Genomic DNA, 22,913 nt, shown 5'->3' with positions numbered 1-22,913 from the left:
CGTAAGGTCAGGCGGCGCCCTGGTGATAGGCGTCGGTGATGCGGGCCGGGAGGGAACCGGTGGCGGAAATACTGTCGCCGTTGGCCTGCGCCCACTGGCGGACTGCCCGGACCCTTGGGACCAGTCCTCCTGGTACCGGTCCTCCTGTTTCGGGGAGTCTGCGTCCTGCGGCCGGCCCGGACGTAGGGGGCAAAGGCCTCGCGCAGGGCCGCCTCTTCGCCGGTCAGGTCGATGTCGTAGCGGATGCCGTCAACACTGAAGCGGACCGACCGGCCGGCCGGGCAGGCGCTGAGGTCGGAGACGAGTTCAATCTGAACCCTGCGGGCCATGGGCAGTGACTCCTGATGAAAAAGAAGAGGACATAAAACAGGGGACCAGGGTGCTGTTGGCCTGATCCCCCGCGGTTCGGGCAGGAACCCATCGAGCCAGAGTTTATCCCGCCTCCGGCCCCTCACCAGACAGATCGGTCCACCCCGGCCGGGAGCTGCGGAACCGGTGGGGGTGTGCGGGTTTGTCCAGTTGCTGGAGACCGAACGTCCGGTTAAATTCGGTGGGTCATCTGGGCTTCCCCCAAGGTTCAGATGCAGCGATGTACGGGCCCCTTGCCCTCCTGCCCGGAGGACAAGGGGCCCGTTTGCTGTTGCCGCCTGGACCGGCCGCCTGTCAGGGCTGATGTGCGGCGCGGTGCTGTTCCCCGGGAAGGCTGCGCCGTCCGGTGCGCAGGGCCCCGGCCGGTACGGGGTCCCATTTTTTGCCGCCGTTGTATTTGCGCTGCAGCCGGCGCACCTCCCACAGCACGGCCGCCTCGATCAGGTCGGTCACGGCGGCCTAGCCTTCCGTGCCGCCGGCGGCCAGGAACGCGGCGCGGATCTGATCGGCATCCTCGATGCGGAAATAGGGGGTGAAGGATGCCGGCTTTTGCTTGCTCATTACTCTATCTATACCCGTAGGATGTATCTATACTCATAGGTAGTGCCCTGACCGGTTCGGTGCTTTCCCCCAAGAGTATCCGCCCGGTCAGGGCACTCCTTTTAACCCCCGTACCTAACGCCCGTGCCGGTCAGCGGCCCGACTCCGGTGCCTGGTTCAGGTGCGGCCAGGTATCCGTCCGCTGCGCGTACTCCCGGGCGCCGTCACTGGCCGCCGGAACCTGCCGGCCCGGAGCCTGGGGTGCGTGGTCCTGCTGCCCGCCGCCCTGGTACCCCGCCTACTGGTACGCGGCCGCCTGCTGTCCGGGGTTCTGGGCGGTGGGCTGGGGTTCGGCGCGCAGTTCGGATCCCTGGCCGTGGGTGGCCAGCCAAAACCCTGAAAACAGCTTCTGCAGTCCGGGTCGGCAGGCGCGGCCCGCTCCCCCGGCAAGGCCTGCACTGTGCTGCACCGCAGGTAAATCCACATATTCTAGCCAGGTTTCCCCATTTCGTATTTATGTTCTAATAGGAGTGTGGACCGGGACGAATTGGCAAGGATCCAGGCCCGCTACGCGCGGCGGGCCGAGCCGATCGGCCTGACCGTCGAGGAACTGGATTTTGAGCACTACCCGACCACCACGGTTGTGCCGGGCATCCCGGTGAAGGCCTGGATCCGTTTTCCGGGCGGAGCGGAACTGGTCGACGGCGAGGTCTGCACCTGGTCGACCCGGGCCGCGCGGGTGCTCTGGTACGACGGGCCGGCCCGGCGTGCGACCTGGGTGTGGGCCAGCGCGGTCACCCGCCGCCCGGATCCACTCAACCCCATCGGACTGGATGAGAGGACAAGGAAGCATGACAGCGACAGCAGCGGAGACTGAGATCGATGAGGCGGTGCAGGTCCGCTTCACCACGGCCGGCAAACCTCTGGCGGTGCGCTGGCGGGACCGGATCTGGCAGGTTGCGGCCGAGCCGCAGCACTGGTTCGGGCGGTGGGACTGGTGGAACCAGGGCCTGCGGGCCGCCCCGGGACAAGGGGCAGTCGTCGAGGTCGAGTACTGGATGGTCCAGGTCCGACTGGCCGGCTCCTCCCTGCGGACCCTGTACCTGCGCAAGGATGCCTCCGCCGAGCACTGGCGTGTCGTCCGATACAGCGACGCAACCTGAGACCAGACGGTCAGGAATTGTCTCCGACCTGTGGGTCTTTCAACGTTTTAACAGCCGTCACCGGCGCCCATGCGGCGGCTCTAGGGTGGTGGTTACCTCTTGAAGGTGCGAGTGATGAAAGCACCGGCGGGTTGGAGCATTCCCCCGGCTCCTGCCCGCCGGTACTGCTTTACGCCTCTCTAGCCTCCGGGGCCTTCAGTCTTCCGGAAGGTCCTCGGGCCTCAGGCCCTCTTTGATGCTGGCCGCGGTTTTCTCGTAGGCCGCGGCAATGTACTCCTCCAGTTTGGACCGTTCGATGCGCCACTGACCTCGGCCGCCGATCTGGATGGCCGGCAGCTCTCCGGAGCGGACCAGTGCGTAGGCCTGGGACTGGGTGATGGCCAGATCCTCGCAAACCTGGGGCAGGGTCATGAACCGCGGTTGCTTCGGCGTCTCAGTCATCGGTGTCCGGTCCGGTCAGGTCGCGTCCCTCGTAGATCCAGGACAGATCCGCCACGGGGCCCGGGCGTGCCGGCGGAGCCGATGCGGCGAGACCGGTTTCGGTGCTGCTGGCGCTGACCGGACTGCTGCCGTGGTGTTCGTGGTGCAGGTCAGGTCCCATGCGTATGGTCCTTTCACGGGGCTGTTTTTCTCACTGTAGTCCGGCGGCCGGTGCCGACGGTGCGTGTAGCTGCGCCCATGCTCATGCGAAGGCGGCAGCCGGGGGGTACGTTCTTCCGGGCAAAATGCGATGCAGGAATGAACGGATGGAGGGTGTTCCTTCTCTACCTTCCGGGGTAGTACATGGCCAACGATCCTTGAATAGACACAAAGCCGCCGTGCTCATAGATGAACTGAAGTTTAGGGTTAGCAGCCGTGCATGCGGGGACATACCCTTCCCGGGCCGCATCCGCGGCGAGCTCGAGCATCAGGCGTGTCCCGGATCCAGACAGGTCTGACAGCGAGCGCGCGACATTGGAGATCACTGCTGTTTTCCGGGTTTGGGTGAAGTCTTTGAGGATCTTCTCCGCTGTCCTTTGGGGGCCGGTGAGGTTTCGGCGGGCGAGGGAGATGAGGCCGGGCAGCAGGATGAGCAGTGAGAGGGTGTAGCCGGCAAGCAGCCCAAGCTGGAGAAGCCCGGTCAGGGTGAGGGCTGCTGTGAAGACGGTGAGGATGACCGCGGTCATGGCCGCAGCGGGCCGGAGGGGGGACGTACCGTGGGGAACCATGGCTGCGACGGTGATCCGGTTGTGGTGGTACAGCGTTCCCTGGGCGGTTAGTCCGGCGGTGATGGCGGCGTAGACGGGGTAGGCCAGGGCGGCATGGATCGGTCGGTCTTTGCCTTTTCTGCGGGTGTAGGCGCAGCTCATTGTCCAGGCGATGGCTGGTATGTCCCTCCAGGTTGCCTGTGCTGTTGTCATGTCCGGATGGTGGCGGGGAGCAGGACCAGGATGGCGCCGGCGACGATATATGGGCCCATGGGCAGCCGGGCCTGCAGGTTGCGTTTGTGGGCGGCGGCGATCAGGGCGTGTGGTGCTGCGAGCATAAATGCGGCTGCGGCCCCCACGACGAGGGTGAACCAGGAATGGTAGGCCAAGGACAGGCCGATGACTCCTGCCAGTTTGATGTCCCCCCAGCCGGGACCGCCGGCCAGGCCGAGGATGAGGTAGGCGGCCCAGAGCAGGACTGCCCCGGCCAGGGACCTGCCCAGATCTGTGAGCGCTGATGGGTCCAGCAGTGCTGCCGTGGTCAGGGACGTACCGGCGGTGGTGTAGAGCGGGATCAGGACGGCGTCGGGGATCCGGTGTTCTCGGATGTCGATGATGGAGAGCCAGGTGCCGTAGATCGCCAGTGCGGCCAGCAGGGTCCAGGCGGCAGCGGTCATGGCCTGGTGGGGGCCGGTGGCGGTGATGGTGAGTGCGCTGGCGGCGGCGCTGGCGGCGGCGCTGGCGGCGGCGAGGGGGAATGGGTTGATTCCGTCGCTGGCCTTCATGCGGTGCAGGTGGGCGGTGAGGGTGCTGGTCATGGGTTATCCGTCAACGGGGTATTGGTGGGTGCGGAGTTCGTCGATGAGTTGTTGGGTTTCTTCTTCGGGTTCGTAGTCCTCGTCGAAGCTTTCGAGGTATTCGGTGAGGTTGTTGATGATGCGTTCGACGCCGGGGCCGTCGCCGGCTGCGTGTTCGGCGAGCAGGGCGTTGCGCCACATCTGTTCGTTGGCCGGGTCGACGATGCGTCCGACGGTGGCGGCCAGTCGTGCGTGGGCGGTGTTGTTGGTGGTCAGGGCGCGGTGGGCCAGTTCGTGGGCGGCGTCGCAGATCGCTTCGATCATTTCCTGCCGGTCGCGTTCGGCCCAGCTGTAGAGCTTTTCCTTGACTCCGGTGAAGGGTTGTCCGCGGACCAGGCGCATGGCGGCGACGAGACGCAGGGTGCTGGTCTGGGCCGGGTCGGTGCCGATGAGCTGTTTCCAGATGTCCCAGTCGCTGCGCACGCTGTCGATGAGCCGGTAGCCCTCGGTGGTGACGTGGGGGAAGTACGGTTCTGCGGCCTCGTTCTGGCCCAGGTAGTTTCGGGTCAGGTTGGAGAGCTTATTGCGGCTGGAGGAAGCCTTGGAGCCGTTGGGGTCCTGGGTGGGCCAGAACGCGGCATGGTATTCCTCGGAGCTGCCGCCGGGGTGGAGGGTGAGGTAGGCGGCCAGTGCCGTGCAGCGGGCGACAGCTGCCGGTGAGACGGCACCGGAACCCGGGGTGCGCGGAGCCTCACCCTTGGCATGGAGGATGGTGACCGGTCCGAGCAGGGTCACGATGGGCTCGGCTGCCGTCTCGTCCTGGAGCCCGGAGAGCAGCTGCGCGGCTTCGTCATCAAGCTCCTCCGCTTCCTCAACCGCTTCCTCAACCGATGCCTGCTCGGCCGGTGCTTGCTCGGCCGGTGCTTCCTGGGGCTGCTCCGGACGGGGTTCTTCGAGGACAGGATCGTTCACGGAGTGCAGAGGCCGGTCGGGGGCGGCAGACGGTATGTCCCCGAGGCCGATCTCCGCCGCTTGTCCTGTCCCTTCCGCAGGTTCCGGGTCCGCCGAAGCGGTGGAGAGCAGATCGGCGATTCTGCAGTGCTCCTCGGCAGTCAGGGACTGCGGCATCAGGTCAAGGCCGATCGGATCCAGCCGCGCTTCATTCCGGCCGGCCAGATGCATCACCCAGTCACCGGACAGCTTCCCGGCGGTCACCGCGGCAATACCGAGCCGGGGAATGGACGAGACCAGGTCCCGCAGATCCTTCAGCTGCTCCGCTGTCGGTTCGATGCCCAGGATGACGATTTCGGGCATCCACCCCTCAGCGTCAGCTCCCAGGGTCCGGGCCCGTTCCACCCCCTCCACGCCCAGGCGCTTGAAGGCTTCACGCGTAGCGTCCGCACGACCGCGCAGCCGCACCAGCAAGGCATCCACATCCTCAATGTGCCGAACCCTGCTGGTACCGAGGGCACCGGGCAGACCTTCGGCTACACCCACCAGACTGATCTGCAGCTGCTCACCCCAGCGCGAGGTCGCCAGCTCCACGGCCAGAGCGTTGAGCACCTGGCCCACGTACCCGGCTTCACCTTCCACCCCCAAAGCCCCGATGTACTCCAGATCCAGCAGCAGTTGAGCCTGATGACGGTCGTGACCCACCGTCACCAGCGCCGGATACGGAGCCGACGGCTCCCGCCCCGGAACCGGTACGTCCCCGGGAGCAACAGTCCAGACCGTCCCCTCGGACTCAGCCTTCCTAAACGGGGCCGGAAGCTCCGCCGGCTCGGCAAGGTACAAGGCAATCTCATCCGCCGCGACCCGCACACAAAACATCTGCGGCAACGCCTTACCGTGGTCCTGACCCCAGACAGCCAGAAATTTCAGCGCCTGATCCAGATCCTCACCGGTCAGCGGATCAGCAACGGCGCGCAGCTGGGCTTCCATCACCGCAGCCTCACCTTCGGGCATCACGACGCGCTCGCCGGCCTTGCGGCGTTTGCGCTGGCGCATCCGGCGCAAGCCGAGAACCGAGAGCAGACCTGCGGCCATGAACGCTCCGATTCCTCCGGCGGTGCGGACGGGCAGGGGTTCCTCGGCTTCGGCGGTATCTTCTGTCTCCGAGACCTCCGGGGTGGCCTGGGCGCTGGCTTCGAGCGGCTCGTCGAGAACGATGTTGGGGCCAAGACCGCTGGCGACCGGGCCGGTCTCCGGCGCGGTTTCGGCCGCCGCGGAGCTCTCTGATGGTCCGGGATTCTCCTGATCCATGGCCGGGGCGGGAGCCGGGGCTACGGCGGGTGGAGCGGCGGATGAACCGTCCTGGATGGTCTGGGGGGACGTACCGTTGGGCAGATCCAACTGCCAGCCGGGCAGGATCAGGTCCGGATCGTTCAGTTGCTGTCCGTGGGGCTGGTCGAGGCCCTTGCTGGCTTCAAAGATCTCCGGGTACCGGTCAGCGCCACCGAGCTGTTCGGCGGCGATGGCGGAGAGCGTATCGCCCGGCTCGACCGTGTAATCAGCTGCCGCCGGGGCTTGTTTGGCATCGGCGGGCAGCACGAGGGTCCATCCCGGATCGATCCAGTGGTCCGCGCCAAGGCTCATTCCGCCCGGCTGCGGTTTGCCATAGTTCAGCTGGGCGATTTCAAGGAAACGGGCACCATCGCCGAGCCGTTCTTCGGCGATCTTCCACAGTGAGTCACCGGCAGCGACGGTGTACTGCGGTTGCTGCTGTTCCGCTGCCCGGTCTGCTGCTGCGGGGCCTGCGGTAATGGTCCTCCCCTGTCCCCCGGTCCCGGTTTCCGCGCCTGTCTTCTCTACCTGGGCAGCGACGGCGACGGGCTCTTGCTGGTTGTCAGCGGCGAGCGCAGGAGCGGCCGATGACATGGAGAGCATGGCGACGACCGAGCCGACCAGCAGCGAGGCGAAGGCCTGTTGTGTCCCCAGTCCGCGGATGCGCGGGGCGGGAAGGCCCCGCAGGGCTGCGGGGATGGCGAGCAGGACTGGGATGGCGAAAGTTGCCCAGGCCGCCCAGGCAATCAGCGGGATGACGGTGCCCATCAGGAGCCTGCCGCCGAGGTCCGGCATGGTCAGGAGAGTCCGCAGCTCCTCGACTGGCGGTATTGGATTGCCCGCCACGATGATCAGTGCAGCGGGAATCCCGACTGTCAGCGCCACGAGGACCGCTAAGGCAGCCGCTCCCTTGATGAATCTCATCTGTCCCTTTTTCTTCGTTGCTGACCGCAATGGGCGTCTACTCGGTATAGGTCATTCCATGCTGGCTTTTGCTGTCCTGCGATTCGCTCTGCCTTACCGGTTGACGTTTACCGCCTGCAGTTCGCCGATCCTGACCTGTGCCTCGGACTGGGTTTGAGTGCTCTCGGATCCGCTTTGACCGCCACCGGTCCACGACACCTGCCAATTCGAGAAAGCAGTCACCGTATAAGGCAGCTGCCCCTCGCGCGGGCTCATCTGCGGGTACCGGTACCCGCAGTCAGGAGACATCCTGTTGCCGTACCCGGTCACATACTCCGTCCCGGCCGTACGGCAGACCACCGTATTTCCATCGCCCATGTTCCACACCACCTCACTGACTTCCGCCGTCGCGGTCACCGTGACACCGCCCAGAGTGGCGGTGCGCTCATACGGACCCCAGGCAAGCGGATCGGCTGTGTTTTTGACCCACATCCATACCGGCAAGCCCACCGCACCTTTCCCGCCCTCCTCATACCGGGGCACCATGCCGATGTCCGCACCCTTGAGTTGGAATGTGGAGATCAGCACCTGGGCCGCCTGCGCCGGGGTCAACTGGTCAACACCGGCCGGGGGCTCAGAGAGCCACCTTCTGACTGACGTGCGGATTCCCGGGCGACAAAACTGATCCCCGTCATCGCACTCACTCGCAGCATTGGTACACAGGTACCAGGCACCCTCACCGGCATCCTTCCCGGACGGCGGCAGATCCTGAGGCGACTGCAGCTTCCAGTAGCAACTGTCGGCATTTGACCATGCACCATGCTTTTCATCAGTACAGGCGATTTCCTTGCCGCCGTTTTCACAGGTCGTCGGCCCCGGCTGAATCCCAGTGACTGGATCTGCTTCAACGATCGGCCCATCACTCTTGCCGCCACCGGTATCGCTTGGCTGCTTGAGCACCGATGTGCACTTGCCTCGGGAGTCACAAATCACTTCGGCTGCAGCCGCAGCTGGTGCAATCCCCAGTAGAACCATGAGCAGGACCGTCAGGGCGGCTGAGATCCCCCGGGCTAACATGCTTCGGGTTCCTCTGGAAGCGGAGTATCACGGACCTTCCAGTACCCGTCCGTCGGATCATAGAGAACGCCCACTTCCATCTTGAAGCGAAGCATCTGTGGCATCTCGGCTGGCTCACCATTTGGCTCAGTCCCCGTAATGGCAGAAGTGTCGTTGCAGATCTCTACCGTCACGTAGCCATGCTCAACCTGCGGTGCCCCTTCAATCGCCATTACCGAGGAATATCCATTCAGCAGTTCAATCGTGCGCAGACCGTCATAATCAGTGGAAACCGTCGCTGACTTCTCCAGGAACTGATGGACATTGCTGCGGGTCGGTTCGACGGTGATTTTGTCTACGACGTCGAACTCCACCTTTCTGGCATTGCTCAGTTCGTCTTCGGTGCGCCACAGCAGCTTCACGGTCTCAAAGGCAGCCTCTACAGCTTCGTCCTCGGACTTCGGTGCTTCGCGTTTCACCGGTCCGCTCACGGGCGAAACCTCCGGGCTGGTACCGGCGCTCGCCTCCAGGCTGGTGCTGGGGCTCGGGCTGGCGCTCGCCGACGGAGTGCCGGCCGGTTCGCTGGCAGGGCTTGCGGTGCCTTCTGATGCGGGGGCACAGCCGGCGAGCAGGACGCCGGTGGCCGCCAGTACTACTGCTGTCATTCCCCCGCCGCGGTTCTTCATCATCAGTTCTGTTTCCTCTCTAGGGTTCCTGCAGCAATTCGGCTGAGCCGCTTCCTTCTCCGGTCAACGTACCAACGGGCAGGAATTTGGGGGTGTAGGGGATCTGGGCGGTGACGGTGACGGTCTGGCTGTTGGCGGTGGCGTGTCCTGATACCCCGGCGGATGCCAGGTAGGCGTTGGCCGCCTGTATGGCCTGCCCGGGGGAAATTCGGGCGGTGCCGCCGGTGCCGAGGTCCGGGTTCACCGCGGCGTTGACACCTGCCCGGGCCGCTGATTGTGCGACCAGAGTTGCTTCCTCGTCTGCCTGGATCTTGCCTCCGCCATCGACCACGAGCCCGACGACCAGAAGCAGGACCGGGACAAGAAGTAGCAGGAGGATCGAGGAGTCGCCCCGCTCGCGGTGATCTGGGCTGGTGTGCATTGCGGTACCTCCTATCTTTGCCTGTACATGTCGACCGGAGAGGCCCCGGAAGCGCTCATGGTGCGGCTACCCGGGATTCCGGGGATGGCGATGTCACTGAGATTGGCCACGCAGGTGACGGTGGCTGACACCGTGGCCGGTTGTCCGACGGCTGCGTGCAGCCCGGCGGTATCAACGTCCACGGACAGGGATGAGCAGGCGATGTCCTGCTGGGTCAGGATGCGCTGTGCCGCCTGCCGGGCGTTCTGCCTGGCGGTGCCTGGTTCACGTGCCAGTGATGCGTCACGGGCGGCTGCGTTCGCTGCGCTGGTGACAGCGTTGCCGGCGATCGCGACCCGTCCGGCAAGGAGGAAGAGGCCCAGGATGAGAATGATGACCGGAAGGATGATGACCAGGCTGACGCCTTCGCCGGCTTCCCTGCCTCGTGCCCGAAGCCTCTGGAAACGCTTTCTCATCGGCTGATCCACCTTTCGGTCGGCCCGGAGACTTCCTGGCGAATGTCCGGGCCCTGCCCCAGCGGGACCAGCGCGGGAGCTTTGCCCGTGACGGTGACGGTGACCGATGCGGCTGTTCGATGCACCGATACGTTGGTTGCCGTCAGGGACGTACCGTTTTCGGCCAGGACTGCGCCGGCGGCTGCCTGTGCCGAGGAAGTGGTTCCGTTGATGGTGCGGGAGTCGTTGTAGGCAGCCGAGGCAGCCGCATGGGCCACGTTGTGGGCGTGGTACATCATGCCCACCTGCACGAGTCCGAAAATCATGGAGAACAGCAGTGGGGCAATGATGACGAATCCGACCGGTGAATTTCCCTGCTCCGGGATTTGGCGCGCACGGCTGGTCATCGCTACTTGATCAGGGCGGTCTTGCTGTTGACGAAGGCGGTGATGGCACCGACGACGATGGTGGCGATGGCGATGATGCCGATGATAAGCAGGACGGTTCCGACTCCGTTGTCACCGCGTTCGGCCTGGGCGCGCAGTCTGCGCATCCGGCCGGTGGCGGCATCGGAGAGCCCGAGAATGAGCAGCTGGAGCTTAAGGATGAGACTGTACATTTTTACTCCCTGTTGAGGTTTTCTGACGGTCACTTGGGGTAGGTCGGATCGAGAGTGGCCTTTACATGAGGTTCATGATCAGCGGGGTCAGCACGATGCCGGTGAAGACCAGAGCCAGCACCGTGATCATGATGGCCATCTGTTCGGAGGCCTTGTTGGCCTTGGTGTGTTCGTTGTTGAGCATCCTCAGCCGCAAGCCCTTCCCGGCGCTGCGCAGCGCCTCATAGACGGCGGCGCCATTGTTCCCGGAGAGGCGGACGATCTTTGCTGCCTCTGCCAGCTCCGGCACCCCGATTTCATCTGCCAGATTCAGCAGCGCTTCCCACGGCTGAACGTGGTCGTAGCGGGACCGGGTCAGTTCCTGGTTGATGCGGCGGAAGACCCAGGAACCTCCGATCTGGGCGGCGTTTTCCAAGGCCACGGCCGGAGGTGCGTCCCGGCGCCGTTCGGCGGCGACCAGTTCAAGATAGACCGCGACCGCCCGGGCGAATTCCTGCCGGGCATTGGCCGCCTGGTTTTTCAGCAGATAGTCAGGGATGAACCAGCCGATGGCTGCCGCCGGGACCGCTGCAGCGGCCGGAATGATGATCGGGATGCCCGTGAGCAGCTGGCTGTAGATTCCCAGGCAGAGGACGAAGACGATGAATCCCACGGCCCAAACGGCCTTTTGGTAGTAGAACCTGGCACTGCTGATCCCGACCAGCACCAGATCCCTGGCCGGCGCTGCCAGAAAGGGAAGGGCCGGAAGATGCCGGACGATCCAGCTGCCGATACGGGATTGAAAATCAGCCGGACCGGTGTCGATTCTGCTTTCGGCCGACCCCATGCGTTCCATGGCCGCCGCAAGCTTGGGTCGGGACGGCAGCAGCGGCGCCACCAGAACGGCAAGACCCAGCCCCAGCAGCGCTCCCCCGATGAAGATCTCCATCTCAGAGGTTCCTTCCGCCGGTGGTTCCCATCAGCCGGGCGGCCGGCCGTGGCGTGACGAGTCGTCGCATCTGCAGGAGGATGGCCACGATCATGCCAATCCACCCGGCATAGATCAGCTGGCCCAGCGGCGTCTTATACGGTTCAGCGAACGTCCCGACAAAGGGCAGACAGACCAGCATGAACACGGTGATGGCCATGACGATGCGTGCATTCAACCGGGGCTTGGCCCGATCCGAGGAAATCTGCCGGCGGACCTTGACCTCCTCGTAGACGATGCCGGAAAGATCATCCAGAGCATTGACCAGGCCCTGACCGCGCTGTTTGGCTGCCAGGGTGAGGTTCATGACCACCAGATCCCCGGTCGGATCGTCCAGATCATCCGCGAAGGCCTGCAGGGCCTCCGAAGTGGGCCATCCGCCTTCAAGCCGGGACACCAGCCGGGAAACCTCCCGGTATATCGGGGGCGGGGCGTTGGACAGCGAGGCAATCAGTGCCCGTTCAAGGGGCGCCCCGCTGACGATCAGCCCGGACAGCGACCGGGACCAGCCCTCCAGTGCCGAGAGCCGTTCCGTCTGCTGCTTCTCCGCGGCATCAGAGAAGATCACCGGAGCTCCGGCAATGACCAAAGGACTCAGGACCACGAAGATGATCCAGCCGGTCAGCGCCGCCAGCACCACACCCAGCACCAGCCCCGCCAGCAACCGCAGCTGCAGCCTGGGGGACATACCGTGGCGAAGAGCGCGGATCCGAAGCTCCAGCCGACCCGGCGGCCGGTAACGGGCCTCCGGCGCAGCAGTCAGGGCTAAGACGGCCGCGGCGAGCAAACCGAAAATCACCAGAACGACCCCAAAGGAAATCATCAACCCGTTCATGCCCGCCCTCCCGCCTGGAAGCGGCCGGCATCCAGCCCTGCCCGGGCCAGATCGCTCCGGAGGCGGACGTTGGAGGGCAGCGCCACAAACCGGGCCTCGTCCTCCCCCGGCTCAAGACGGAAGATGTCCTGGGTGGATACCTTGCGGTCTCCTTCGCCGGGCAGCACTTCGGCAATGTGGGTGACCTTGCGGACCACTTTCCCACCCGGCAGGTCTACCTTGGCCAGCTGAACAACGAAGTCCAGGTGCCGGCCCAGCTGCCGGTTCATGTACTCCTCGCCGTAAATGTTCAACCCCAGACCGGCCAGACGGTCAATGCAGTCATCCGGATCATAGGCATGGGTGGTACTGAAGGTCCCGGCCCCCGTCTGCATCGCCTGCAGCATGGCCACAATTTCCTGACCTCGGACCTCACCGACCAGAATCCGCTGACTGTTGAGCCGCAGCGCCTTCTCCATCGCCTTTTCCAGCGTGTATTCCCCCGGCGAATGGCCGTTGGCGTCGCGCTCGCCCGTGCCCGGACGGTACTGCAGGGCAAAGGGCGGCACCCGGCGGCCGGAAAGCTGGTCCAGGTGCAGTTCCCGCTCTTTTTCAATGGTCACGATCTGCTCATCAGGGCCGATCTTGGCGGCGATGGCCCGCATCAGGGTTGTTTTTCCGTCCCCGCCGAATCCGCTGATGACGATCGATTTCTTGGCCTTTACGGCAACTGTGAGGAAATGCGCCATGGCCGGTGTGAGGGTCCCGAGCCCGACCAGTTCTTCCAGGGTGATGTTGGTGTACCGATGGATGCGGAAGACGGCCGATGGGCGTTCAGCAATGGGCGGGGCTACCGCTGCAAGGCGGATGTAGCCCAGCAGGTCCATGTCCAGGTCAGGATGGGCCGATGAAAAAGGCCGGGCGCCTTCGCCGTTTCTGTTGGCGAAGAACTGCAGGTCCTCCATGAGCTGTTCATCGGAAACCGCCACGGGGGCCTTGCGGACCATCCGGCCGCCCGCGTACTCGGCGAAGACCACGTCGTGTCCGTGGATGTGGATGTTTTCCACGTTTTCATCGTCGATCAGGTCCTGGTACCGGCCCAGCCTGAACATTTGGTCGAACACGGCCTGGCGGACCCGGCTCTGATAGGTCTCGGACCATACCTGCCGCTGTCCTCCCGAACGCATCTGTTCCTGGACATGTTCGGAGACGACCTGAATGATGCACTGCTGCCCCAGCGCTTCCTTCTCCCGGTCCGAGAGCCCGCTGCGGCCTTCCAGCTCTCTGGCCTGGGCATCGGCGGCCCGTCCCCGAAGGGTCGCCACCACGGTCCAGAACTGTGTGCTGTCGAGGCTGTCGGCCTCTTCTGCGGTCTGCAGGTCGCGTTCGAAATCGGACATGCTGGCCAGGTCCTCGGGCATGGTCGCCGAAGGTGCGGCTGCAGAAGCTCCCCGGGTGAGGTGGGCGGCAGCTGCTACGGGCACTTTCACTTCGCCGCTGTCCCGGTTGCGTGCAGTGAAAAAAGGAAGCGACTGGAGGTTGAACTCTGACGGTTTATCGGACATTCCCAGCCTCCTGGCGGTAGGTGATCCCGCGGTCCAGCACATCCGCATAGGCCTTCAGCTGCCCCTCGAGGGCGGCACCGAGCGCCCGGATGGACGACCCGTGGGCGGCCTTTCGGAAACCGGTTGGCTTGGGGGCGCCGGTCGAATACACGGCAGCAGCACGCGGGTCCCACGGGATCCGGGCCAGCACGGGCACCCGAAGATACTGCGTTATTTCCCGCGAAGGGATGTTCTGGGTCGGATGTTCCACCACCACCAGTCCCAGACGTTCGGATTTTCCGTGGGCGGCCAGTGCCGCTTTCACCCCGTTCAGGTAGGCGGCCAAGGCAGCTGTTGCAGCCAGGGTCGGCTGGATTACCAGGAGCACCATGTCGGATCCGGTGATGAGGGGAAGCCGCGCATCATTTTCCGCAAGCCGCCCGGCATCGATGAAAACCTCCACCCCGGCGGTTCCCAGTTGAGAAAGCGTCTGGGACAGCTCCGACCAGAGACCGTCCATTCCGCGTGCTGCGGTGATATTGGAAAAGGCCGGCAGAACATACTTGTCATAGCCTTCGGGCACCGAACCGGGCTCATGATGAAGCGGGATCAGCTCTTCCCACACGGTTTCGGCGCTCATTCCTTCCCTCGAGGCACTCACCGCCAGCGGCAGCAGACCCCGGCTCGCATCCATTCCCGCCTGCATGAAGCCCGGGATGACCGATGACGGCTTGGAGGTATCGGCTTCGACCAGCAGCGCCGGCCGTGTCCAGCCAAGGGTCAGGGCAACCGCTGTCGAGGTGACACCGGGAGAGGTTCCTGCGCTTGCGAGGGCGATCATGCTCATTCGCCGCTGCCCTCCCCTGCTTCCAGTGAGATGCCGGCGGTGCCGGCTGCTGGCCACTGGACCACTGTGGGGGCGGTGCCGGAGTCGACGATGACGTCCACAACGGTTATTCCTTTAACCTCATCGAAGCGGGTTGCGTCCACGATTCCGGGCACGGATTCATCCGATGCCGCACCAGCCTGTCCTTCCAGGGGCGTTTGGATGATCCGAACCCTGTCCCCGGCCCGCAGGGGGCGCGAGGGGACATTGGTCGAGCCCACACCGATGCCAACCACCGACTTGCCTTCCTCAACTCCGAGCGAAGATCCGGTGTGGGAGCCGGTAAAGAGGGAGCCGGCAGGCATGTCCACCAGCGCTTTCTGGCCAATGACCTGGCCGGACTGTTCGGCGGGCACGAGGTTGGAGGCGTCTTTGGCTACCTCGATGGTTCCCAGGTCCGCAGCCTCGATGGTCTCCCCGCGCAGGATGTCCGTTTTGGCCACGATCACCGGCCTTTGGCCGTTGGCGTTGACGCCGTACCAGGTGATCAGGCCGCCGAGGAGTGCGAGCGAAAGCGCCACTGCGAGGAAGGCGGGCCTCTGCTTGGCGATACGCGCAGGTGGCTTCCACGGCGCGTGTCCCTGCTCCCGATGTTTTAGGGGTTCCTGGTTGCCTTCGGGTGCTTCCTTCTCGATGACTGTCACGGGAGGACCCTTCTGTGCGGCCTGCTGATCTGACACGGTGAAAGTAACATAGCTCTTATTTTTAATAAAGGTTGGGATTGCGCCTCTTGTCCGGTGGGGCAGAATTGGCCCATGCCGCGAATTGCCCGTGTGGTCCTGCCGAAAGACGCCGAACGCGCCAGCATTGTTGTGGGATCCCCTATCCGGCTCGCCATCCTGCGATACCTGTCCATGAGCGGACCGGCCGGTTCCGGCGTCATCGCCGACGCTCTGGGGCTCCGCCTGGTTACGGTCAGCAGTAATTTGGCGGTCCTTGAGGAGGCCGGCGCCGTGTGCGCTGATGTACCCAGAGGTGAACGCAACGGCAGGCGGGTCAAGTACAGCTTTAATGCTGCCGAGCTCGCACGGCTCTTCGAGATCCTGCAGCGAACCGTTTCACCGCCGCCCACCTAATCCACCCGCCTCGTCGTCTTGCTTGTGTTCTCCTCAATGGGTGTAGGTCGAAATCCTGCGGCTTCTTCTACTGCTCCCGAGCATTTAGTCTGCCACCCGCCTGCCCCATTCTCCGGGAACTCCCCCTGCCCTCGACCGGATGGTCTCTGCGTGACTTTCCGGTAAGGCCATAAGCAAGACCATATGTATAGCGGTATCGCTAGCCATATCCGCTGCTATTCAGGTCGCGCTGCGGGACGCGTGGTTGCCTGTTATTGGGATTGCCCACCATCTGGCGGTCCAACTGGCTTTCATGAGGCTCGGTTTCTTGCTCGAGGCCCTGCTGCTGGGATGGCCAGCTCCCGCAGGCAGTTGCCCCGCTCCTGGGCAGCTTCCCGATCTCCCTCGGTGGATCCCTTCGCGACCTTCCAAATAAGGCCATAACTGAAACCACATGTATGGCTATATATATGGCCATGTATCACCCGGTCCATACAGCTATCCTTCATGCCTCGGTTGGGGCAGGCTGAACCGCTGCTTTCCTAGCAGTGCAGCTAGCCTGCAGCACAGATGTATATCTCGCCTGAGGACCTGCTAAGAAACTGGCCATCCGTAAGGCTCGGGAAGCGGCCAGTGCTACCGGTGTCTTCGGTCCAACTGGCTTTCATGAAGGCTCGGTCTCTTGCTCGAGGCTCTTCTGCTGGGAGGGCCAACTCGTGAAGCAGTTGCCCCGCTCCCGGGGCAGCTTCCCGATCTCCCTCAGAGGATCCCCCCCCCCGCGACCTTCCAAATAAGGCCATAACTAGAACCATATGTATGGCTATATATATAGCCATATCTCAGCCTGTCCATATAGCTATCTCTCAAGCCTTGGTTACGGCTAGCTAGACGGCTTCTTTCCTAGCAGTGCAGCTAGCTTGCACTACAGAGGTATTTGCCGCCTGGTAAATGGCTAAAGAACTTGCCAGCCCTCAGGCTAGGCGAGTGGCGAGTTCTACCGGTGTCTTCGCATCGGGATCACTGGCTGTGCGTCACGCGGGTGTCGTCGCCCGATATGTAGGTAGTAGGGAAGTAGGATTTGGAGCACGATTGTCAGCCCGCCTGATGGCGGGAAATCTGGAGGTATTTCCTTTATGGCTCGATCTCTGAAAGTTGCCTCGGCGCCTGAGCGTCCGCTGGCTAAGGCGATTCCCCGTGTCATTGCGGTCGGTAATGGCAAAGGGGGTACCGGCAAGACCAGTGTGGTGGCCAATGTGGGCGGTCTCGCTGCGGCGGCGGGACTGCGTGTTCTCCTGGTTGATCTGGACCCTCAGGGGAACCTGAATCGGGACCTGGGGTACGAGCGCAGTGACGGGCGGGCTTTGCGGGATGCCCTCAGTGACAGTCAGCCCTTGCCTGTCACTATCGGGGTCCGGGAGAACCTTGATGTTGTTCAAGGAGGTCCCGGGCTCTTCGATCTCCAGGGCATTCTTTTCGCCCGAATGAACCGCCGTGATGATGCCGGGTCCTTCGCGGACCTGCTGTATTCGGGTCTTTCTGCAGTGGCGGATCCGTATGACCTGATCCTGATTGATACGTCTCCCGGCGAGCAGCTGCTGGTGGAGGGTGCCTTCGCCGTCTCCACGGCGGTGGTCATCACGACCCGGTCGGATGAAGCATCGCTGGATGGGGTGGAGACGACCGCGGACCGCTTTGTCGCGGCCAAGTCCTCGAATCCGGACCTGCAGTTGGCCGGGGCTGTGCTTTTTGCCGTCGGTGTTCAATCCCGCCGGCTCGAGCGCTGGGTGCGGACGTCGCTTGAAGAAATGCTGGGGGAGGTCGCGCCGGTTTTCAGGACGCGGATCCGGCATCAGGAGGGCGCTGCTGTCGATGCCCGTAAGGCCGGCAAGCTGATTCATGAGTTGGAGTCGCAGGTGGCTGAGGCGCATAAGGCGCGGTTTGCTGCGCTGCGCAGCGGAAAGGTGGATGGAACCAGCTTCCATGCCTCGCGCATGGATGGGTTGGCGGGGGAGTACGAGGCCCTGACCGAGGAGATTCTTGCCCGCCTGGCCGAGATTGAAGAAGGAGCGAAGTGATGCCTGCCCGCGAGTCTCAGGCGACCAAGTTCGCTACGACCCCCGACCGGGGGGCAAAGCTGAAGCAGGCCCTGCCGATCAAGCCCAAGGCGGCTCCGGCGCGCTCGGCTGCGCCGGTCAACACTGCGGCGTCCGATGCTCGTAGCGGCGCCGAGCCGGCCAAGGCGTCCCAGACCGTTGCGGGCGCACCGCAGAATGTCCCGGTCTATCTGCCTGCCGACCTGCTCGAGCGACTCAAGGAAAGGACGTACCGGGAGCGGTCAACCTATGCTGACGTGTTGATCGATGCCTTCGACAGCGTCCCGGAGGGTGCCCTGGCCGCAGACTTTTCAGTCGTGGCCCCGCCTCCGCCCACCTCCTCGGGGATTCCGCGGCGGGTGACCCGTCGCCGGGGCGGTGCAGGTATTCAGATCCAGCTTCGTTTGGATTCGGCGCAGCGAACCTGGATCGATACCAAGGCCGAACAGCTGGGCGCTCCGTCCCGCAGCGCATTGGTTTCGGCTGTTCTGGCCCGCTACCTCTGATCGGGCGATGATGAGGGGCCCGGCGCAGACCGTCTGTGCCGGGCCCCTCATGCCGTCTGTGCCGGGGTCAGCTGGAGGATTTGCGGCTGCGAATGTGGGCGGGGGAGGGCTGGAGCCGCAGGCCGGCGCCCATGATGGCAAAACGCGCCTGCGGGTAGATGACCTGAACTTCGCGCAGGTTCCTGGTGAAGGCGGCTTTGAACTGCCGCTGCAGTTTGTAGTCGCTGCCGAACTGACCGGCGAGCTGGCCCCAGGTGACCGTGGTCGGCTTGGCTAGGTAGCGCAGACGGTAGACCAGCCAGGTGTACAGGTCCAGGCGCATCGGAGAACCGGCCAGGATCCGCAGCGCCTCCGGCCGGAGGGGGACCGGGGCTTCCATGACGGAGCGGTAGAAGTCTTCCGAAAGGGTGATGGTGGAGCCGAGCATCCGGTCCGGCTGTTCGGTCTGCCGGCGGCTGAACCAGAGCTCGTAGCGCGAGGCGACATTGAAGTTCGCGCCCGCCACGCCCCACCGGTCTTCCCGGGTGCGCAAGTCTTCGATGTTCATGCTGGCGACGGCAAGACGGTGCAGCTGGTCCATGACCCTTCTGCCGGTGGCTCCCGAACCGTTCAGTCCGAGCCTGGCCAGGTACGCGGTCAGTGAGGCTCCCAGCTCCAGATGCCGGGAGCGTGTGCGGACGGCTTCGGTGGTCATCCACGTCATCAGATAGCGGGGGAGTACGCCGTAGGGGTAGGCCCGCTCCCGGGTGCCGTCGGGACGCGTTACCAGCCCGGGGGTGATGGTCAGCGTGATGGAGTTGTTCCGCCGTGTCCACTCCGGTGTCTGTCCCGGGTCCTTGTAGGGCAGTGAGAGCTGGGCCCATAGGCGGGCTGCGTAGCTGTAGGGTTCGGATGCTTCCGGTTCCTGCTCCAGTCTGGTGGCGGTGTCGATGAGGTGCAGCTGGCGCTCGGTCAGGAGCTGGCCCTGGGGATAGTCAGGCATGGGATTTCGGCTTTCGACGGATGTGACGGGTGCTGAGCTCTTCCGTCGGTCAGCCCGGCCGGTTCCTGTGGATGAGCCGGTTTTTCCACGTGCATCCTGTGACGCCTGTCTTCCGGCCGCCAGAGGGCCGGCTGGCAGGGTGGGAAATCCCCGAAATCACAGGGATGCAGCGCGTGCATCCTGTGACGTTTTGTTGATCGCTGCTCAACAAATCGGGAGTTATCCACGTGCATCCTGTGACGGCTGACCACGTGCATCCTGTGACGCCTGCTGCCTTACATCCCTTGTGCGGTAAGGGATGCGCGGGGGTCCCCATGTAGTTAAAAACCCATTTCTTAATTTCATATAGTGGGTGCGCGGTTTGCTGTGGATATGTGGACTTGGTCCCGGCAGGGGCGGATGCACCGCACAGGGGCTGCTGTGCGTGGCCTATCACCTGGCTGGGTCCTCCGGTTGCCTTCGCCGCCGGATACTGTGCTCGCCTGGTGGTGCTCACCTAGACCAGATCTCCCCGGGATACGGAAAAGTGGTCCAGTCCTGCGGCCAGTTTGCGGTGGATCTGATAGATCCGCTGGCCCAGTGCCCGGCGTGTGCGTCCCAGTTCTTCGGCGAGCGCGTGCTTTTCGGCGTTGGTGGAGACGGTGTAGCGGCCCAGGAGTTTGGCTTCGTCGGGTCGGAGGACTCCGTGTTCGGTTGCCCATCCGATGACGGTGATGAGTTCTTCGAATGCGCTCTTCTCCTGCAGCGGGTCGTCGCCGTGGTCGGCGCGGGTTTTGGTCAGGATGCCTTCGAGCATGGCGTCGTCGGTGGGGAAGCATCGTTGGGACGGTGCCGGGTGGGAGTTGGTGATGAGTCTGAGGGCGTTGAGGACGAGGGTGGCGCAGACCTTTTGGGTCTGGTGCAGGGGGTAGGTTCTGATGGCTTCCCACATGGCGGCCACGGCGTGGCATTGGGCGTCCTGGTGGGCCAGGGTGACCAGGCCCTTGCAGGTTCGGGTGAACTGGACGGTCTTGGGCAGCATGGCCTGCAGGAGGGTCCGTTCGGCGGCTGGGTTTCCTGCGGCGGCGGCGGAGAGCATGGCGTAGAAGAGGCGGTCTCGTTCGGCTCCGGTGGATCCTTGCAGGAGCGTGACGGCCTGGCTGCCGCTGAGCTGGCCCAGGGAGCCGTAGTGGGCGGTGCGGCTGGCCAGGCGGTTGGTCCATTCGGCGTTGAGTTTGCCGATGACGCCTCTGGTGGTCATGCGCACGGGTGCGGTTCCGGTGTTCATGGGGGCTCCTTTGTCGAGGGGTTCTGTGGAGCCCACGTTGCTCAGCTGCTCTGGATGAGCTTCTGGATCAAAATTTCGGCCGCCGGGGGCGGACCGGTTTCGAGCCCGTGTGGGGTCTGGATTGAGCGGCCGTATTCCGCGTGCCGGCGGGGAGTCGGGGTGTGGGGGAGTGCGGGGGAAATACTTTTTTGATTCGTCTGGAACTCTGCGTTTTCCGGTGACCTACATGGGGTGACAAGGAAAACAGGATCAGGCGGGAGTACCCATGAGCGAGGACGGCGAAGCAGTTTTTCCTGCTTTGGAGGATGAGGATCTCTCCGGCTTCCTGACGGACGCGTCCGCTGCCATTTCGACCGAGGACGAGATCTACGGTCATATCGCTGACTTGCTGGAGCGTCCCTTCGATGAGGGGTGTCAGGAGAACCTGGCCTCGTTCCTGCGGTCCCCGGAGCTGCGGCAGGCCAATGCTGCCGCCCGCCGGATCGGGATGCCGAAGGAGCAGTGATGGATTCGGGATTCTTTCGACGCAAAGGCAAGTCTGCCGGACCCCGCACCGGTGCTGCCGTCTCACCGGTGCGCACGGGGACGGGTGTGCATGCCGTCCTGCCCAGGGCTGTCGTGGGCGCCTTCTACGGCGTTGTGGCGCTGAGCTGTGTGCTGTCCATCGCGGCCGGTGTGACTGCCGTGGCCGTGTCGGCACAGGAGCGTACCGCCGCGCCGGTTCAGCCCGCAGCCTCCGGGTCGTCGGCGGCCTCATCCTATGCGTCGGCCTATCTGGCCGCGTGGCTGTCCGCGACCAGCACCGACCATGCGGAGCTGGACCGTTTTCTGGGCGCCTCGGCCGCCGAAGCGCTGCCGGCCGTGCCGTGGGTGTACAAGGATCTGGCGGTGGTGTCGGTGGATCAGGACGGCGGGCCGTTGGTGGCCGTGACCGTGGCCGCGTCCGTTCAGGATGCTTCTGGTCAGGATGTGTCTGGTCAGGGTGTATCTGGCGGGGCGACGGCCTCGTGGGTCCGGCGGCACTATCAGGTCGTGGTCGCTGCCGGCGATAACGGGAGCCTGGCGGTGGTGGGGCTGCCGGCCCCGGTGGCCGGCCCGGCCGTCTCGGACACTGCCGTCTCCCTGGAGTATCCGCAGTCCCTGCCCGTGTCCGGGGATGTGGCCGCGACCGTGACCGGTTTCCTGGGCGCCTATGCGGCGGCAGACGGTGATGTCGGGCGGTATGTCAGCCCGGGCTCACGTATTGGCCCGATCGATCCTGCCCCGTACCGGCAGGTGCGTCTGGTCTCACTGCTGTCCGCCTCGAGCCCGGCCGAGGTACCTGCTGACGGCGATCGGCTCGAGGTCCTCGCGACCGCATCGCTGCTCTCCGGGGAGCGGGCCAGCCCGTCTACCTATGCACTGACCCTGCAGTCCCGGGCGGGCCGCTGGGAAGTGGCAGAGCTGCGGCCGGTGCCGGTGCTCGCCGAGACCCCCGCCGGGGAACCCACCGCATCACCTGACAACGAATCAACCGGAGGATAAATCCATGAACTCGCTTCTGATCCAGGCCGGCACGGGCATCATCGCCACGGTCAACGAAAAGCTGGGCCTGCTCGAGGTGACGATCGTCAGCCTGGCGACCGTCGTGGCCGCAGGCATCGGCCTGTACGTTGCGCACCGGCGCCGGTGGACCATCACCGGCATCATCCTGGGCATCTTGGCCGCCGGGCTTCTGATCTGGGGAGTGATCAGCGGTGCCGACTACGTCCAGTCCCTGATCGACAGTGAATTCAGCGCCTCGGGACGCTGACGGTGGCCGCCATCGAACCTGAAGTCGGGCAGTTCTACACCCGGGTCCGCCGGGTCAAGCCCATGCTGGGCCGGTTCTGGGAGGGCACCCCCATCCCCGGCGGGCCCTACACCCTGGTCCAGGGGTTCTTCGCTCTGCTCGTCGGCTTCACCGCGCTGCTGACGCGGGGCGGCCTGTGGTCCTCCGGGCTCATGCTGCTGGATATCGTTCTCGCCCTGGGGGCGGGGTGGGCGGCCGCCTGGCTCAGCGGCAAACTGCCGCCCACCCGACGGAACCCGGCCACCATGGTCCTGGACGCCGCAGCCGCCTCCTTCCGGCCCCGCCAGGGGACATACCGTGGCCGGCCGGTCGCGGTGCGCCGGCCCCGCACCCGACGAACAGCCCAACCGCCCCCGGCCGAACCCTCACCGGCCGAACCCTCACCGGCCGAAGCCCCATCGGATGAACCGGTGCCGCCACATCCCCCTGGGGCCCCGCCGGTGTCCGCGCGGCCGGCCGCCGTGACCTCCGGTGTCCAGCGCCTTTTGTCCCAGACCAGCTCCCGCTAGC

30 protein-coding genes and 1 pseudogene are annotated in these 22,913 nt (G+C 64.6%); 9 read left to right on the top strand and 22 right to left on the bottom strand.

Annotation, left to right across the window (positions count from 1 at the left end; translation table 11 throughout):
* Positions 1-7: 7 nt before the first annotated feature.
* The 4 genes and pseudogenes from AC5RWU_RS16345 to AC5RWU_RS16330 all read right to left on the bottom strand — a co-directional run bounded on the left by AC5RWU_RS16345 (position 8) and on the right by AC5RWU_RS16330 (position 1,378).
* Entirely contained in the window at positions 8-193 is a 186-nt protein-coding gene (locus AC5RWU_RS16345) for an Lsr2 family DNA-binding protein (RefSeq protein ID WP_494032025.1), read from the bottom strand.
* A pseudogene (locus tag AC5RWU_RS16340) lies at positions 174-329 on the bottom strand (Lsr2 dimerization domain-containing protein); the annotation flags it as partial. The gene AC5RWU_RS16345 and the pseudogene AC5RWU_RS16340, both read right to left, overlap by 20 nt.
* A gap of 334 nt (positions 330-663) precedes the next feature.
* The gene (locus AC5RWU_RS16335; RefSeq protein WP_494032026.1) at positions 664-822 is read right to left on the bottom strand and encodes a ParB family protein; all 159 of its coding nucleotides are present in this window, start codon (positions 820-822) and stop codon (positions 664-666) included.
* Between the two features lie 385 nt (positions 823-1,207).
* Complete coding sequence (locus tag AC5RWU_RS16330) at positions 1,208-1,378, bottom strand: hypothetical protein (RefSeq protein ID WP_494037069.1); 171 nt, start codon at positions 1,376-1,378, stop codon at positions 1,208-1,210.
* Between the two features lie 63 nt (positions 1,379-1,441).
* On the opposite strand from AC5RWU_RS16330, the gene AC5RWU_RS16325 reads away from it, so the two are divergent.
* On the top strand, positions 1,442-1,786 hold the full coding sequence (locus AC5RWU_RS16325; protein WP_494032028.1) for a hypothetical protein: 345 nt from the start codon (positions 1,442-1,444) through the stop codon (positions 1,784-1,786).
* On the top strand, positions 1,761-2,072 hold the full coding sequence (locus AC5RWU_RS16320; protein ID WP_494032029.1) for a hypothetical protein: 312 nt from the start codon (positions 1,761-1,763) through the stop codon (positions 2,070-2,072). Before AC5RWU_RS16325 ends, AC5RWU_RS16320 begins: the two co-directional genes overlap by 26 nt.
* A 195-nt stretch (positions 2,073-2,267) precedes the next feature.
* Here AC5RWU_RS16320 and AC5RWU_RS16315 read toward each other — a convergent pair whose 3' ends face one another.
* The 16 genes from AC5RWU_RS16315 to AC5RWU_RS16240 form a co-directional block, all read right to left on the bottom strand.
* Positions 2,268-2,513: a helix-turn-helix transcriptional regulator gene (locus tag AC5RWU_RS16315; RefSeq protein ID WP_494032030.1), complete on the bottom strand. Its 246-nt coding sequence runs from the start codon at positions 2,511-2,513 to the stop codon at positions 2,268-2,270.
* Complete coding sequence (locus tag AC5RWU_RS16310; protein WP_494032031.1) at positions 2,506-2,673, bottom strand: hypothetical protein; 168 nt, start codon at positions 2,671-2,673, stop codon at positions 2,506-2,508. The genes AC5RWU_RS16315 and AC5RWU_RS16310 overlap by 8 nt, the downstream gene beginning before the upstream one ends.
* Positions 2,674-2,836: 163 nt before the next feature.
* A complete protein-coding gene (locus tag AC5RWU_RS16305; protein WP_494032032.1) occupies positions 2,837-3,472 on the bottom strand; it encodes a hypothetical protein in 636 nt (211 codons plus the stop codon).
* A complete protein-coding gene (locus AC5RWU_RS16300; RefSeq protein WP_494032033.1) occupies positions 3,469-4,077 on the bottom strand; it encodes a prepilin peptidase in 609 nt (202 codons plus the stop codon). Before AC5RWU_RS16300 ends, AC5RWU_RS16305 begins: the two co-directional genes overlap by 4 nt.
* 3 nt (positions 4,078-4,080) lie before the next feature.
* The gene (locus tag AC5RWU_RS16295; RefSeq protein ID WP_494032034.1) at positions 4,081-7,263 is read right to left on the bottom strand and encodes an AfsR/SARP family transcriptional regulator; all 3,183 of its coding nucleotides are present in this window, start codon (positions 7,261-7,263) and stop codon (positions 4,081-4,083) included.
* Between the two features lie 93 nt (positions 7,264-7,356).
* Positions 7,357-8,202: a hypothetical protein gene (locus AC5RWU_RS16290; protein WP_494032035.1), complete on the bottom strand. Its 846-nt coding sequence runs from the start codon at positions 8,200-8,202 to the stop codon at positions 7,357-7,359.
* A 110-nt stretch (positions 8,203-8,312) separates the two neighbouring features.
* A complete protein-coding gene (locus tag AC5RWU_RS16285) occupies positions 8,313-8,987 on the bottom strand; it encodes a hypothetical protein (RefSeq protein WP_494037068.1) in 675 nt (224 codons plus the stop codon).
* Positions 8,988-9,003: 16 nt separating this feature from the next.
* Positions 9,004-9,405 (bottom strand): pilus assembly protein TadG-related protein, encoded by a 402-nt coding sequence (locus AC5RWU_RS16280; protein WP_494032037.1) that lies wholly within the window; start codon positions 9,403-9,405, stop codon positions 9,004-9,006.
* 11 nt (positions 9,406-9,416) lie between these two features.
* Complete coding sequence (locus AC5RWU_RS16275; protein ID WP_494032038.1) at positions 9,417-9,860, bottom strand: pilus assembly protein; 444 nt, start codon at positions 9,858-9,860, stop codon at positions 9,417-9,419.
* The gene (locus tag AC5RWU_RS16270; protein WP_494032039.1) at positions 9,857-10,246 is read right to left on the bottom strand and encodes a TadE family protein; all 390 of its coding nucleotides are present in this window, start codon (positions 10,244-10,246) and stop codon (positions 9,857-9,859) included. Before AC5RWU_RS16270 ends, AC5RWU_RS16275 begins: the two co-directional genes overlap by 4 nt.
* A gap of 2 nt (positions 10,247-10,248) precedes the next feature.
* Positions 10,249-10,458, bottom strand: a complete 210-nt coding sequence (locus tag AC5RWU_RS16265; protein WP_494032040.1) for a hypothetical protein — start codon at positions 10,456-10,458, stop codon at positions 10,249-10,251.
* Between the two features lie 61 nt (positions 10,459-10,519).
* Positions 10,520-11,386 carry a TadC protein gene (locus AC5RWU_RS16260; RefSeq protein ID WP_494032041.1) on the bottom strand — a complete coding sequence of 289 codons (867 nt, stop codon included), beginning with the start codon at positions 11,384-11,386 and terminating at the stop codon, positions 10,520-10,522.
* 1 nt (position 11,387) lies between these two features.
* Positions 11,388-12,260 carry a type II secretion system F family protein gene (locus AC5RWU_RS16255; protein ID WP_494032042.1) on the bottom strand — a complete coding sequence of 291 codons (873 nt, stop codon included), beginning with the start codon at positions 12,258-12,260 and terminating at the stop codon, positions 11,388-11,390.
* Complete coding sequence (locus AC5RWU_RS16250) at positions 12,257-13,804, bottom strand: TadA family conjugal transfer-associated ATPase (protein WP_494032043.1); 1,548 nt, start codon at positions 13,802-13,804, stop codon at positions 12,257-12,259. The genes AC5RWU_RS16255 and AC5RWU_RS16250 overlap by 4 nt, the downstream gene beginning before the upstream one ends.
* On the bottom strand, positions 13,794-14,630 hold the full coding sequence (locus AC5RWU_RS16245; protein WP_494032044.1) for a hypothetical protein: 837 nt from the start codon (positions 14,628-14,630) through the stop codon (positions 13,794-13,796). Before AC5RWU_RS16245 ends, AC5RWU_RS16250 begins: the two co-directional genes overlap by 11 nt.
* Positions 14,627-15,313 (bottom strand): SAF domain-containing protein, encoded by a 687-nt coding sequence (locus AC5RWU_RS16240; RefSeq protein ID WP_494032045.1) that lies wholly within the window; start codon positions 15,311-15,313, stop codon positions 14,627-14,629. The genes AC5RWU_RS16245 and AC5RWU_RS16240 overlap by 4 nt, the downstream gene beginning before the upstream one ends.
* Positions 15,314-15,424: 111 nt before the next feature.
* Between AC5RWU_RS16240 and AC5RWU_RS16235 the strand changes: the two genes are divergently transcribed.
* From AC5RWU_RS16235 to AC5RWU_RS16225, 3 genes are all read left to right on the top strand, one after another.
* On the top strand, positions 15,425-15,745 hold the full coding sequence (locus AC5RWU_RS16235; RefSeq protein WP_494032046.1) for an ArsR/SmtB family transcription factor: 321 nt from the start codon (positions 15,425-15,427) through the stop codon (positions 15,743-15,745).
* 1,112 nt (positions 15,746-16,857) lie between these two features.
* On the top strand, positions 16,858-17,799 hold the full coding sequence (locus AC5RWU_RS16230; protein WP_494032047.1) for a ParA family protein: 942 nt from the start codon (positions 16,858-16,860) through the stop codon (positions 17,797-17,799).
* A complete protein-coding gene (locus tag AC5RWU_RS16225; protein WP_494032048.1) occupies positions 17,799-18,323 on the top strand; it encodes a hypothetical protein in 525 nt (174 codons plus the stop codon). Before AC5RWU_RS16230 ends, AC5RWU_RS16225 begins: the two co-directional genes overlap by 1 nt.
* A 67-nt stretch (positions 18,324-18,390) precedes the next feature.
* Here AC5RWU_RS16225 and AC5RWU_RS16220 read toward each other — a convergent pair whose 3' ends face one another.
* Entirely contained in the window at positions 18,391-19,305 is a 915-nt protein-coding gene (locus tag AC5RWU_RS16220) for a replication protein RepA (RefSeq protein WP_494032049.1), read from the bottom strand.
* A gap of 496 nt (positions 19,306-19,801) precedes the next feature.
* On the bottom strand, positions 19,802-20,572 hold the full coding sequence (locus tag AC5RWU_RS16215) for a hypothetical protein (RefSeq protein WP_494032050.1): 771 nt from the start codon (positions 20,570-20,572) through the stop codon (positions 19,802-19,804).
* Positions 20,573-20,837: 265 nt separating this feature from the next.
* Here AC5RWU_RS16215 and AC5RWU_RS16210 point away from each other — a divergent pair, with 265 nt between their 5' ends.
* From AC5RWU_RS16210 to AC5RWU_RS16195, 4 genes are read left to right on the top strand one after another with little or no spacing between them, the layout of a single operon-like run.
* A complete protein-coding gene (locus AC5RWU_RS16210) occupies positions 20,838-21,077 on the top strand; it encodes a hypothetical protein (protein ID WP_494032051.1) in 240 nt (79 codons plus the stop codon).
* On the top strand, positions 21,077-22,096 hold the full coding sequence (locus tag AC5RWU_RS16205) for a conjugal transfer protein (protein ID WP_494032052.1): 1,020 nt from the start codon (positions 21,077-21,079) through the stop codon (positions 22,094-22,096). Before AC5RWU_RS16210 ends, AC5RWU_RS16205 begins: the two co-directional genes overlap by 1 nt.
* A 4-nt stretch (positions 22,097-22,100) precedes the next feature.
* Positions 22,101-22,364 carry a hypothetical protein gene (locus AC5RWU_RS16200; protein WP_494032053.1) on the top strand — a complete coding sequence of 88 codons (264 nt, stop codon included), beginning with the start codon at positions 22,101-22,103 and terminating at the stop codon, positions 22,362-22,364.
* A gap of 2 nt (positions 22,365-22,366) precedes the next feature.
* Complete coding sequence (locus tag AC5RWU_RS16195; RefSeq protein ID WP_494032054.1) at positions 22,367-22,912, top strand: hypothetical protein; 546 nt, start codon at positions 22,367-22,369, stop codon at positions 22,910-22,912.
* Position 22,913: the final 1 nt, after the last annotated feature.

The sequence above is a fragment of the Arthrobacter sp. B0427-1-12 genome (assembly GCF_059092905.1).
This window is presented reverse-complemented; position numbering and strand designations above follow the sequence as displayed.

Bases quoted from the DNA above. Each gene is read 5' to 3' on its own strand.
- AC5RWU_RS16235 (WP_494032046.1), top strand. From the start codon at position 15,425: ATGCCGCGAATTGCCCGTGTGGTCCTGCCGAAAGACGCCGAACGCGCC.
- AC5RWU_RS16260 (WP_494032041.1), bottom strand. From the start codon at position 11,386: ATGGAGATCTTCATCGGGGGAGCGCTGCTGGGGCTGGGTCTTGCCGTT.
- AC5RWU_RS16220 (WP_494032049.1), bottom strand. From the start codon at position 19,305: ATGCCTGACTATCCCCAGGGCCAGCTCCTGACCGAGCGCCAGCTGCAC.
- AC5RWU_RS16315 (WP_494032030.1), bottom strand. From the start codon at position 2,513: ATGACTGAGACGCCGAAGCAACCGCGGTTCATGACCCTGCCCCAGGTT.
- AC5RWU_RS16225 (WP_494032048.1), top strand. From the start codon at position 17,799: ATGCCTGCCCGCGAGTCTCAGGCGACCAAGTTCGCTACGACCCCCGAC.
- AC5RWU_RS16250 (WP_494032043.1), bottom strand. From the start codon at position 13,804: ATGTCCGATAAACCGTCAGAGTTCAACCTCCAGTCGCTTCCTTTTTTC.
- AC5RWU_RS16205 (WP_494032052.1), top strand. From the start codon at position 21,077: ATGGATTCGGGATTCTTTCGACGCAAAGGCAAGTCTGCCGGACCCCGC.
- AC5RWU_RS16245 (WP_494032044.1), bottom strand. From the start codon at position 14,630: ATGAGCATGATCGCCCTCGCAAGCGCAGGAACCTCTCCCGGTGTCACC.
- AC5RWU_RS16295 (WP_494032034.1), bottom strand. From the start codon at position 7,263: ATGAGATTCATCAAGGGAGCGGCTGCCTTAGCGGTCCTCGTGGCGCTG.
- AC5RWU_RS16275 (WP_494032038.1), bottom strand. From the start codon at position 9,860: ATGAGAAAGCGTTTCCAGAGGCTTCGGGCACGAGGCAGGGAAGCCGGC.
- AC5RWU_RS16270 (WP_494032039.1), bottom strand. From the start codon at position 10,246: ATGACCAGCCGTGCGCGCCAAATCCCGGAGCAGGGAAATTCACCGGTC.
- AC5RWU_RS16280 (WP_494032037.1), bottom strand. From the start codon at position 9,405: ATGCACACCAGCCCAGATCACCGCGAGCGGGGCGACTCCTCGATCCTC.
- AC5RWU_RS16210 (WP_494032051.1), top strand. From the start codon at position 20,838: ATGAGCGAGGACGGCGAAGCAGTTTTTCCTGCTTTGGAGGATGAGGAT.
- AC5RWU_RS16305 (WP_494032032.1), bottom strand. From the start codon at position 3,472: ATGACAACAGCACAGGCAACCTGGAGGGACATACCAGCCATCGCCTGG.
- AC5RWU_RS16255 (WP_494032042.1), bottom strand. From the start codon at position 12,260: ATGAACGGGTTGATGATTTCCTTTGGGGTCGTTCTGGTGATTTTCGGT.
- AC5RWU_RS16300 (WP_494032033.1), bottom strand. From the start codon at position 4,077: ATGACCAGCACCCTCACCGCCCACCTGCACCGCATGAAGGCCAGCGAC.
- AC5RWU_RS16200 (WP_494032053.1), top strand. From the start codon at position 22,101: ATGAACTCGCTTCTGATCCAGGCCGGCACGGGCATCATCGCCACGGTC.
- AC5RWU_RS16320 (WP_494032029.1), top strand. From the start codon at position 1,761: ATGACAGCGACAGCAGCGGAGACTGAGATCGATGAGGCGGTGCAGGTC.
- AC5RWU_RS16215 (WP_494032050.1), bottom strand. From the start codon at position 20,572: ATGAACACCGGAACCGCACCCGTGCGCATGACCACCAGAGGCGTCATC.
- AC5RWU_RS16310 (WP_494032031.1), bottom strand. From the start codon at position 2,673: ATGGGACCTGACCTGCACCACGAACACCACGGCAGCAGTCCGGTCAGC.
- AC5RWU_RS16230 (WP_494032047.1), top strand. From the start codon at position 16,858: ATGGCTCGATCTCTGAAAGTTGCCTCGGCGCCTGAGCGTCCGCTGGCT.
- AC5RWU_RS16285 (WP_494037068.1), bottom strand. From the start codon at position 8,987: ATGATGAAGAACCGCGGCGGGGGAATGACAGCAGTAGTACTGGCGGCC.
- AC5RWU_RS16265 (WP_494032040.1), bottom strand. From the start codon at position 10,458: ATGTACAGTCTCATCCTTAAGCTCCAGCTGCTCATTCTCGGGCTCTCC.